General features: G+C 68.2%; 8 protein-coding genes. 2 read left to right on the top strand and 6 right to left on the bottom strand.

Annotation, left to right across the window (positions count from 1 at the left end; translation table 11 throughout):
- Positions 1 to 226 precede the first annotated feature (226 nt).
- Complete coding sequence (locus ACIBKX_RS37020; RefSeq protein ID WP_363278028.1) at positions 227 to 1,063, bottom strand: VOC family protein; 837 nt, start codon at positions 1,061 to 1,063, stop codon at positions 227 to 229.
- Between the two features lie 462 nt (positions 1,064 to 1,525).
- On the opposite strand from ACIBKX_RS37020, the gene ACIBKX_RS37015 reads away from it, so the two are divergent.
- Both ACIBKX_RS37015 and ACIBKX_RS37010 read left to right on the top strand, forming a co-directional pair.
- On the top strand, positions 1,526 to 1,957 hold the full coding sequence (locus tag ACIBKX_RS37015) for a hypothetical protein (protein WP_363278030.1): 432 nt from the start codon (positions 1,526 to 1,528) through the stop codon (positions 1,955 to 1,957).
- Positions 1,958 to 2,119: 162 nt separating this feature from the next.
- On the top strand, positions 2,120 to 2,794 hold the full coding sequence (locus ACIBKX_RS37010; RefSeq protein ID WP_363278029.1) for a DUF6766 family protein: 675 nt from the start codon (positions 2,120 to 2,122) through the stop codon (positions 2,792 to 2,794).
- 1,054 nt (positions 2,795 to 3,848) lie between these two features.
- Here ACIBKX_RS37010 and ACIBKX_RS37005 read toward each other — a convergent pair.
- The 5 genes from ACIBKX_RS37005 to ACIBKX_RS36985 all read right to left on the bottom strand — a co-directional run bounded on the left by ACIBKX_RS37005 (position 3,849) and on the right by ACIBKX_RS36985 (position 10,978).
- Positions 3,849 to 6,368, bottom strand: a complete 2,520-nt coding sequence (locus ACIBKX_RS37005) for a Helicase associated domain protein (protein WP_399377064.1) — start codon at positions 6,366 to 6,368, stop codon at positions 3,849 to 3,851.
- Between the two features lie 1,698 nt (positions 6,369 to 8,066).
- Positions 8,067 to 8,807, bottom strand: coding sequence for a class I SAM-dependent methyltransferase (locus ACIBKX_RS37000; protein ID WP_399377062.1), 741 nt, complete (start codon positions 8,805 to 8,807; stop codon positions 8,067 to 8,069).
- Positions 8,808 to 8,979: 172 nt separating this feature from the next.
- Positions 8,980 to 9,135 (bottom strand): hypothetical protein, encoded by a 156-nt coding sequence (locus ACIBKX_RS36995; protein WP_363277882.1) that lies wholly within the window; start codon positions 9,133 to 9,135, stop codon positions 8,980 to 8,982.
- 1,035 nt (positions 9,136 to 10,170) lie between these two features.
- Complete coding sequence (locus ACIBKX_RS36990) at positions 10,171 to 10,560, bottom strand: hypothetical protein (protein WP_363277881.1); 390 nt, start codon at positions 10,558 to 10,560, stop codon at positions 10,171 to 10,173.
- 181 nt (positions 10,561 to 10,741) lie between these two features.
- Positions 10,742 to 10,978, bottom strand: a complete 237-nt coding sequence (locus ACIBKX_RS36985; RefSeq protein ID WP_363277880.1) for a hypothetical protein — start codon at positions 10,976 to 10,978, stop codon at positions 10,742 to 10,744.
- Positions 10,979 to 11,125: the final 147 nt, after the last annotated feature.

The raw sequence follows: 11,125 nt of genomic DNA, 5'->3' as shown, positions 1-11,125 counted from the left end.
CGGGGGGGCGGGCCCCCCCCCCCCCCCCCCCCGCCCCGGGGGGGGGGGGCGGGGGGGGCCGGCCCGGCGGGGGGGGGGGGCGGGCGGGGGGGGGCCCCCCCCCCGCCCCCCCCACGGCTCACGAGGCGCTGGCCGCCACGCCCCATCACCAGGTGGACGGCTGCCGGTGATTGACGGCCGTGCGGCGCGGTCGGGTGAGGATTTCGCATCCCTTGACAGGCGGTGGTCATTGAACCCCGGGATCGCTCGACTTGCCCCTGGTGGAGAAGCGCTCACGCGCGGTCACCACGAAGCGGGCCCCGTCGGGGTCACTCAGAGTCGCCTTGTCGCTGTCATGTGCCTGCCGGACGAGGCTGCCGCCGTTGGCTCTCGCGGCCTGGATGCACCCATCGACATCGGTGACCGCGAAGTGGATCTGCCAGCGGGGCCAGATCGAGGGATCACGCCCGGAATCCACCGCGCCCGAATGAATGTGGGTCACGACATCGCCCCGGCTGCGCAGCACGACCTTCTCGTCCTCGTAGTGGACTTCGCAGCAGCCTTCGATCTCGCAGGCCCAGCGGAGGACCTCCGCGTAGAACATGGCCGCGTCGAAGGCGTCCCGCGTGTGGAGTTCGACGAAGACGGGAGCCGCGCGGCGCCATTCCTCAAAGTCGGCCACCAACGCGCCCTCCCAGACGCCGAAGACCGCCCCGTCGCGATCGGCCAGCAGAGCGGCCCGCCCTGGCGGGAAGGAGATGGGCCCCACAGCGGTTGTCCCCCCTCGCTCGTGGCTGCGGGCCACGGCCTCGTCAGCGTCGGACGTCGCGAAGTACGGGGTCCAGGCAAAGGCCTTCGCGTCCATGGCCTCGACGGCCGACACACCGGCCACCGGCACACCGCCCACACTCGCAAACCGGTATTGGCTTCCCAGCCCTCCGGTGCGCCAGTCCCACCCCAGTACAGCGGTGTAGAACTTCTGCGCGGCCGGCAGGTCACGAGTGCCCAGGCTGACCCAGCAGGGTGCGCCGAACACTGAACGGCTGGCCACGGTCCCGCTTCTCGCTGAGCTTTGGCGCTTCATCCTCGTACCGTTCCGGAGGGCTGTTGGCTCTGATGGCTCTCATCATGATGATGCCGGAGTCTCTGGTCCGGGCCGAGCCGGAGGCGTCTCGGCGACGTGCGCGGCCCTGGTCTTCTGTACGACCGCGAAACGCCGTGTGAGCTGTGCATTCGCACCCCTGCTGGGCATGCGTACCCCTGCCGAGCAGGGTCCATCACATGGGTGCGCCCGGTGCATCAGGGCCCCGGTCATCGGGGCGAGGGTATCCCCCCCCGGAGAGGGTTCTCCGACCACCATCCGGGGGCGCCAGGTCGCGGGCCGCCCCTTCTAGGCGTGGATTGTCACTGTGGACGAACGCCAAGCCGCACACGCACCCGCAGCCCACTGAGTGAGGAGACCCCCCATGCCCGCGGATTCCAGCTCGCAATGTGAGCGCAGGCACGAGAACATCAACAGATCGATGAAAATGGTCGTACGTTGAGCGTGACCAGCGCCATGGTGACCAGAAGACAGCCGCCGCGGCCCACAGCACTCGTGATGGGTGCGATGGGGGCGCTGCTCGTGGGTTGTGCGGGCGCCGGAGAGCGCGGTGCGGACGCGGCCGATGCGGCAAGTGCGTTCGAGCGCTCGCTGGGCGTGCGCGACGCGGCAGCTGTGTGCGCGGCGCTGGCGCCGTCGACCCGGCAGGAGCTCGAGGGCACCGAAAAGGCAGCTTGCGACGAGAGCTTTCCTTTCGAGGACGTACGTCCGGCCGGACGTACCCGCACCGTGGACGTCTACGGACGACAGGCCCGGGTCATTTTGACGTCGGACACGCTCTTCCTGTCGCAGTTCGACGGCGGCTGGAAGGTCGTCGCGGCCGGATGCCGGCCTCAATCGGGTCAGCCCTACGACTGCACGGTCAAGGGACGATGATGAGCTATGCGGGTCGTGTTCACTCTCTGTCTGTCCGTGGTGCTGGCCGGCCTGGTGTATTTCACCGTGCTGGGGCTGCTGCACCGTTGAGCCTCCGCCGTGCCTGCTTCCACTGCGACAGGCCGCGCCGATGGAAGGCGTGGATCGAAGAGGAGGAGGGGCGTGCGCCGCTTCCTGCATGACAACAGTCTGAGTCTCGGCTTCGGTCTTGCGTTCCTGCTCGCTCTGGGCGGCCAGGCGGTCGCAGGCCACGTCGAGTTCAACAATCACCTGGTGACGGACGGGCTTTCGCAGGTGTCGTTCGGCGACTATCTGACCTCATCGGATTTCGCCGTTGACGTCACGGAGAACTGGCAGTCGGAGTACCTGCAGTTCTTCCTCTACGTGTTCGCGACGGTGTGGCTGCTGCAGCGCGGCTCACCGGAGTCGAAGAAGATGGACGAGGCTGGCCCTGAGTCCGACCGGCAGCAGCGGATGGGCTCTCATGCCCGGGACGACTCTCCGCGGTGGGCGGGGATCGGCGGCCTCCGCCAGGTGCTGTTCTCCCGCTCGCTCGGGTTGGTGATGGCGAGCCTGTTCCTGCTGTCCTGGCTCGCTCAGTCGATCGCGGGCGTCGCTGCCTACAACGAACAACAACTGCGTCAACTCCAGGCCCCGATCAGCTGGGGAGGCTATCTGGCGTCCGCGGACTTCTGGAGTCGCACCTTGCAGAACTGGCAGTCCGAGTTCCTCGCAGTGGCCTCCATGGCCATCTTCTCCGTATATCTGCGGCAGCGTGGCTCACCAGAATCCAAGCCAGTGGGCGCGGCCCATGAGGCCACGGGAGTGGAGGGGTGAACAACTGGTTCCGTGGCGAAGCCCGTGGTGAAACAGCCACTGCGAAGGCCCCGTTCGACGGCGCTGGCGACGGCGCTGTTTGAACCGGCGGGTGCGGGGATACCCGGGTCTCGGGTGAGCGGCCGGGGCCGTGGCACGGGCGCGTGCCACGGCCCCAGGGCATGGTGCGCGGATTGACGCCCGTTGTCTTGCGCACGAGGACTTGGCCGCGCTCCTGGGGAGGCAAGTCTGCCCGTCGGCCCGATGACGGCGGACGAACTGTGTGAAGTGATCGTCAAGCCCGCGCCCCTGCTCAGGAGACCCCTGTCCAGGACGGCCCCGTCCTGCACCGCATCCGCTTACCCATTCCGTGTCACCGAGTACGGCGAAGCGGTCCCCCAGACGTGCGGTCGGCTCCGTCACGGACAGGTCGCGCGGACGGCCGGCGGCGTGTCAGCAATTGTGATCCGTCCTCGGGTTGTCAGGCATGTCATCGCAAGTTGGCGTCGGTGCCTGCGCCCCTCCCCCTTGGGGCGCAGGCACCACACCTCCGGTCGGGAGCGGCGTTCCCGGCCGTTCCCCGGTGATTCCAGTGGCCACCTGGTTTTCTCGCAGCCCGCTTTTGTGCTGGTAGACAAAAGAATTGGTGGCCTGGGCCGGAGGCCGGGTCGGTGTGCGGCTACGGGCGAGACGCTGCCGTCCCTGCTCCTGACGCTGGCAGCCTCCGCGAAGGCGTGCGGCGGTGGCCTGGCGGAGGGGGAGCGGCGCTGGACCAGCGCAAGACAGAGTGGCAAGAGGCGAGCGACCGGCTCATCCGTTGGCTCAAGGAGCACCAACTGGACGAAGACACTGTTGTCGAGGTGTTCCTGGCTTTTGTCCGCGGGAATCAGGTGGGAGTAACCACGTGAGGTTCGGCGGGTGCCGGCCGATGGGCCCGCACACCCACCCCTCCTGAAAGCCTGAACTCTGCAGGGTCTCTTCCGCTTGGGGAAACAACCGCTTGAGGAAGACAACCGCTTGGCGAAGACAGCCGCGTCACCCGGTCCCGAAGGTGCCCGGCCCACTGGCCTGCACGCTATGTCCAGCGCATGCCGATGTTGGAGAGCTGTTGCGCTCTTTGTGATGTCAGCGTTGCGGCCCTGCTGCGCTGGTTGCTGATCCAGGATCCAAGCCGGAGTTCCCGCTGCTCGTGGTCCTCGCCGGTGGCCTTGCCGACGGTGATGGTCTCGATGTGTTTGCGGGGGACGCGGAGGTGTCCCTCGCGTTCGTAGAACTGACGGGCGGCTGCGTAATGCATGGCCCATTTGTCGGCCTGGCTGGTGCGTGGCTTGGGCTTCTCGTCCTTGGCGGCGGGGGTGATTCCGAGGACTTGCTCGCACATCCACTGCTGCACGGTGGTGAGTTTGTCCCAGCCGAGTCGCTGTGTTCGGACCCATCGGCCGAGGTCCTCGCCGTGGTGCAGGACGGTGCCGGGTTCGGTGGGCAGCTCGCCGCCGATCTCGTCCAGGTGCTGCCGCGTGAGGCGGAAGGCGCGCTGCCATGCCACGGGCCAGGTGGGGCACCAGGACGGGTCGATGTCCTCCAGTTGTTCGCGTCGCTCAAGCGGCAGTGTCCCGGACCAAGAGCCGACGGGGAGCCCTTCCGCCTGACGCTGTTCGAGCGTGCGGGCGCGTCGGGCGGCGGCGCGGGCGTTCTTGAGCCAGATGCCCACCTTGTAGCCCTGGAAGGTGGCGTCCGAGGGGGCCAGGAGGTGTCCGTGTTCGGCGGCCCATCCGCGGGCGGCGGCGAGGCCTTCCTCCCACGCGACGTCGAAGTGCGACCAGACCATGCCGAGTTTCTCGAGCTGCGCGATGCGGTCTTCGTCCATGTCGCCGCGGGCGTAGAAGCGGCGGTTGTCGGCGATCCACTGTCCGAGAGGGAAGTCGGCGAGGGAGACCGGCCATCCGATCCCTTCGGCCTCGTCGCCTTCGGGTACGCGGTAGGTGAAGGGCACCTTCAGGTCCCCGTGGGCGCGGGCGAAGATGACGGCGGCCTCCACGCCGCGCCGCCAGTGCGCGTGTTCCGGGTTGATGACCCGCAGGTTGATGAACGCGGCCAGCTGGGCCGGGTCTCGTGGGGTGGAGAACTTCAGCAGCGCCTTCGCCGAGGCAGAAGGCCCACTGGCTCCCTCCCCGGCCCCGCCCTGCTCCTGGCTCTCCTCACGTTCCTGGACAGGCTGGTAGCGGCTGGGGGCCTGCTGCTCCGCGAGCTGCTCCACGACCCTGGCGTCGTGGGCCCTGAGCGCTTCCAAGAGCTTGGCCAGCCCACCGAATGCCCGGGAGGTGAGCATGCTGTCGGCCGTCTCCCCGGGGCCGAGCAGGACGGGCACGACGAGTGAGGCGACCTTGCCCTCGCCGGGCTGGATCCGCAGCGCGCGGCCCACGGCCTGGACGAGGTCCGGCATGGAGCCGCGTACGTCGGCCCAGTACACGCTGTCGCAGTTCTTGGTGTCGACCCCCTCGCCCAAAATGCGAACGCTGCTCAGGAAGGCCTTCTTCGCGACTGTGCCATCGGCGGCGTTGCCGTCTGTGAACTCCCCCAGCACGCGCCGTCGGTGAAGCGGCTTGTGCTCGCCGCACAGCCAGTTGGCCCAGATCGTCTCGGGGTACGACTGCGGATCAGCGTCGTACAGCCGCGCGGCGACGTCGGGAAGACCGACCGCGAACGCTTCGGCCTCCTTGACGGCGTGGTGAAAGACGAGCGTGCGCCGGAAGCCCTCCTCGGAAGACGCCTTGAGCAGGGCGGTCTGGAGCGCGGCGAGCCGGGCCCCGCGGACCTCGTCCGAGCGGCCCTCAGTGCCCAGGAGTTGCGCCGCCTGGAGCTGGGTGTCGGTGATGTCCACACACACCACCTCGTACGGCGCGCAGATTCCCCGGTCGATCGCCTCCGACAGCGTCAGCGTGTGGCAGCGGGCGCCGAACGGCCCGTCCGGATCGTCCTCCATGGACGCGGCAAGCTCGCCCGGTACGCCCTCGGCATCCTCGTCCAGCATCCACACGCGGGGCGTGGCCGTCATGTACAGCCGGCGCAGGGAGGGCATCCGCTGGTTGTCGTGGACGACCGCCCACGGCTTGCCCAGTCGGCCCGATGTCCTGTGTGCCTCATCGATCACGATCAGATCCCACCCCGGAAGGCCGGCCGCGTGCGCGCGCTCCAGCGTGCCCAGTCCCAGCGAGGCGTACGTGGCAAACACCGTGACCTTGGCGAACGGCCGCACCCAGTCGACCACTTCCTCCACGTCCGTGGTGTTGGGGAAAGACACGTCCTCGCCCCGCAGGGACGAGACCCCGATCATCGGGCCCGTACGTCCTCCCTCACGCCAAGCGGCCTCGGTCTGCGCGAGCAGATCCAGTGAGGGGACGAGGACCAGCACCCGGCCCGCACGGAGCTCCTCAGCGCTCCGCACGGCGACGAGGCTCTTGCCCGATCCGGTCGCCATGATCACCTGAGTCCGGAGCCCTCGCGGGGGCACAAGAGATCTTGTGGGCAACTCGAGCGCGCGCAGTACCGAGTCCACGGCTTCTCGCTGGTGGGGACGGAGTTCCTTCACTTCCATTCCGATCTGCCTTGTCCGGCGTGCTGCGTCCGTGGTGTGAATCTGAGTGGGCATGTCACTGGTGTGCATGTGATGTCACAGGAAAGCTCTGGGGTATCTCGCCTTGAGTGAGGGGACCGGTGGTGTCATCGGGGCGGCGTGATGGCTGTGTCATGGCAGTGTCACGGTGCTGACGCCTGGCTCGTCAACGTGGTGCAGCTTCACACAGCTGGGCGGGCATTGCGGCGGGCTAGCCGCGTGGGCGTGAGTCCTTTCGCCTGGAGTGGATGCAGGGGCGACGCCCAGTTCCGCAGTTCGGGCCGGTCGGCAAGGCGCGGGGTGTGGAGTCGCTCGGCGACGCCGGTCTTGCGTCAGGTAGGCCGCACGATCAGTGAGGTCACGGTAGAGGCCGCGCTCGCAGGACCCGCCTTCGGCCCGGCAAAGGGGCGGTGCCCATCAGCCGGAACGCGTCCTCGGTGATTGCGTACGCCTGTTCCGTTGTTCCGTTGTTCGCTGTTGCGCCATGCCTTGGTGGAGCTGGCGAGGGCGAGCCGGTCAGCGGATGGCGCCCTCCGGCCACAGGACGCGTACCGGGGTGCCGTTGCGCTCGGCATGGTCCATGACGACTCGGTCATGCCGGTGGGGTGCATAGAACGGCCTCGATACGGCCGCCGCGTTTTAGCGCCCCTTCCGCGAACCAAGAGTCGGGGCCGTCCACGATGCACGACACGCCGATCAGTTCGTCCCTGTCGTACGCCATCACGGTCTCATCCGGCATGGCGCGCACGCGCCGCTCAACGTCAGAGCGAATGACCTGGTGACCTGAACGGTTCCCCTGTGTCGATCGAGATGCCCTGCCTGCGGTGCAATGTGGCGCGCGACATGTAGCGGTCAATGAACGACCACCTCATACGACGGCTGCCGACTGCGCCTCAGCTCAGCCCGTGGGCAAGGAGAACCGGCGGAGATTCTTGATTCACGGGCACGCGTGCAGGTCAGGTGATGCGGTACTGATCCCAGCGCCTCCACGCCAGGCGATCTGGTGCCGAAGCGCGGCCAGGCTAGCTGTTAGCACCACTCACGCCCCCCGGCAGTAGCACCCGCACCAGGAGGCTCGAGCGCCTCAGCTACCGGTCGGCACCGGATGCAACTGAGCAGCACAGCCATCGTGGGTCACCCATGCGGACCCAGCCCTCTGCGCACCTGCCCCAGCATCGATCAACATGGAAGACCGGCATACATTGCTAAAAGGATGAAAATTCATGTTATTGGGTATAGCTAGCGTCTTATGTCTGTGCAGCATTCTTGGAATCGGCTACACGGTCTGGCAGATGGCAACCGAAACCCTCACGGCCGTCGCACCCCTCGTCACGCTGACGTCGGCCGGAGCGGCGTACGTCCTGTTCACCGTCAGCCTCTACTACTGATAAGCGTCGAGGTTCTTGCCGCGATCATCTTCGTGGCCGGCCACGCCGCGCGGACGTTTGAAGCGGGCAAGCCTGGAACGAAGCCCCCGCTTTCAGTCACCGGTGAGATCGTGCCCGCGCGCACGTGACCTGGCTGGACCGCTGCGACGTCCCCCGCTCCGCCGACAGCCGAGCTTCCGGCGCTGTCTGAGTCCCTATGAGGCGCGGCGGTTGACCAGAGCTTTGAGGTCGGCGATCTCGGCGGCCTGCTCGCGCAGGCGCAGGAGGCCTTCACGTCTCGGTGCGGCGGAACTCACGGTTTGTGGCTTACCCAGAGCAGTTCCGCCGGCCAGCGGTGTGCCCAGTCGGGTGGGTCAGTTTTGTTGTAGCCGTTGGGTGTTGCGGGTTCGGGCCGGGGCTCGATGAGGTCGTCGATGACGAGACCCGCGCCGCGCAGGACCCTGACCCAGTCGCCGTAGGTGAGCTGATAGCTGGTCGCGCCGTCGCCTTCGGCGATGGTGTGCAGCCCGAAGTAGTCCTGCCGCAGCGTCGTGGTCACGCGGGCGGCGGCTTCGTCGTAGCAGGCCTCGAACCAGGGGCTGGCGACGTTGAACACCAGGCGCCCGCCTGGGCGCAGGACGCGTGCGGCCTGCGGGACGGCCAGCTGCGGGGGCGCCCAGCTGAGCCCGCCGAAATCGCAGAACACCAGGTCGAAACTGCCGTCGGCGAACGGGAGATGTTCGGCGGCGCCCTGCACCAGCGGGTGGCGGGCCCCTCCCATCGCATCGGCGGCCGCGGCGAGTTGGGCCTCGGACAGGTCGAGCCCGACCACGGTGGCGCCCTCGGCGGCGAGCGCCCTGGACCACTGGCCGGCGCCGCAGCCGAGTTCGAGGACGCGCTTGCCGGTGACGTCACCCAGGGCGTGCAGGTGCGCGTCGGGGATGGAGTACATGCCCCACAGCCGGGGTGCGGCGCCGATCCGCGGGTCGTGCCTGTGCTGGTAGGCGCCGCTGATCCGGTTCCAGAGTCGCCGGTTGGCGGGGATGCTGTCCACGTGCCGACTCCAGCACTGCCGGCCGAGGGCGGTCAACACGATTAGAGCACTGGCCGGCCCCCCCCGCCCCGGTTAGGCCGAGACGTGCACCCGCGTTCATATATCGACCGCATCGACGCATCACGATCTCGTGATAGGTCACAGATCGCGATCCGCCTGCCGCTCGGCGGGGTCAGCCGATCGGCTGGCGCATCCCCTTGCGGATGTGCAAGGTCGTCCGGGCGAGGGTCTCCAGGTCGACGTCCTTGGGGTCTTGTTTCGCGGTCTCGTCCGTGAAGATGCCCACGGACGCGCCGGTGTCGTCGTCGGCCCACGCGCACATCGGCATGGTGCTCCGGTGGTCTCCGACGCCGTCTTCGGCGGTGAGGACCTGGCAGCTGACGGTGAGGTGGGAGCCTGCGGGCGTCCTGCTTGCCCGGGCCCGCGTGCCGGGCCAGGATCGCTTGCGGGTCGCGGATGTTGGACATGTTCCTGCTCTCCTCGGTGATGCCCGGCCGGTGGAGGGCCCGGCAGTCAGCAGCGGAAAGCGAGCTGAGGCGACCGAAGCGACTCACTTCACTGGTACGGACCTAAGCGACCGTAGTGCCGAAATACTGCAACTCAAGTTCCCCGGTCGCCTTTTGCCGCCAAAGCATCATCTGGATGACTGCTGTCGTCCGGACCAAGGCGCGGGTTGCCGGGTCCGACCAGTCTCGCTTGGGCCTCATCCTGCCGACTGCGCGGCTAGTCACCACTGCGGCACTCAGCCTGGTTTTGGGGTGGACGCTCACCCAGCGCCCCGTGTTCAGCTTGCTCTCGCTCGCCTCTCTGGGAGTTGTTCTCCCCGCCATGGCCGGCATGTCACTCGCACTGATCATCCGTCAGGAAGAGCCGCCGACTGTGGGCGTGCGTGGCCGGCTGGTCTTTCTCGTTCCGGTCATCGGAGGCGGCTTGGTGGGGTTCGCGCCTACACGCTCTGATCGGCCGTCAACCACCCCCGGCGAGCCGCACGGCCTTGCTGAGCAAAGGCGAAGCCGTCTGCCACGGACTACCGGGCAGGCGGCTCGCCGTGTCAGCCCACACGCCCGGCATCGAGCACCGACAGGAGCCCGCCGATCGCCGTGTAGACGAACCGGCACCTCCCCCCGCAGCACGCGATCGGCCGCCGCCATCGGCCCGGCGCAGTGCGCGCACTGCGCCGGCGATGTCGTCGATCAGCGCGAGCATCTCCTCGTGCACGTCGTCCGGCATCGCAGTGAGTGCCTCATCGGCCGCGCGAGCCAGGTCCACCCTGCGCATAACACCCCCTTGTGATCCACAGGAGCAGCACAGTAAGACCCGCACGGAAATCCCGTGCGGGCCTGTGGACAACTGCCGACCTCGGTCAACCTCCGCCCGGCGAGCCGCCATTCTCGGCCGACGCGTAGTCCTGGTCACCGTCGCCGTCGGTGCTGGCGCTCGTCAGGTTGATGATGGCGTCGTCGTAGGCAGGTGCGAAGCCGCCACCGGGCGCACCGTCACTCTCGCCTGGTGGCACGAGGCCCCAGTCGTGTTCAGCTGGCGCGATCCCGCCACCCGGAGTCCCGTCGTTTTGGGAGCGGTCCGCGCCCTCCCAGTCCAGGCCCCACGGTGCCTTCCCCTGATATATCGGCGCTATGGAGCCGGTCGGAGCGCCGGCGTTGTCGTCGGCTGTCGCTGGCAGCGTCGTGACGGTGATGCCGCCCCCGGCAAGGAGCGCGACCACAGCGGCGCGGACAACCATCGTCTTGACCATCAGATTCCCCGTTCTCGCGTACCGGAATGCGCTGATGCTGGATCGCCGAGCAGGCCGCGGGCTACTCCTTTCGGACCCGGCCGAAACAACCTGGCCTCAGCCAGCCGCGCCCGGTGACCGTGACTTCTGCGTGTGCCGTGGACGCTAGGCGCGCAGCCTGCAGGCCGGAACCTCAGAAGTCCTAGGCTGCTGCGTAGTGGTGCTCCCGCCCGCCCCGCCACTTCACCCATGCCGTATCGTCGAGCAGCCCTTCCGTATCCGGCAGGCCTGCACGGCGCAGGAACTCGGTCACGTCGGCGTCGGAGTGCGCGAGGCCGAGGATCTCCCCTCGCACGACCACCCGCCGACCCCCGGTTCCGAGCGGTGGATGGACGACTATCGGGGTAGTGCTGGCCACACGTCCAGGGTGCGACGTCATACGAAGCACCGCACGCGGATGGCCGGGGCGGGTCGTCCGGCCATCACGCGCCGCTGGGAGCGCGGCGGTACCAGCGCGCTGTACCGCGTGCGCCGAATAGAGCACGACCGAAGCCTTGGTTGAGTGCATCGCCGATCAGGCGGGTGA

This window comes from Streptomyces sp. NPDC050658, from assembly GCF_044457025.1.
Classification (GTDB): domain Bacteria; phylum Actinomycetota; class Actinomycetes; order Streptomycetales; family Streptomycetaceae; genus Streptomyces.
Note: the sequence above shows the minus strand (reverse complement) of the source record. Positions and strands in the feature narration are given on the sequence as shown.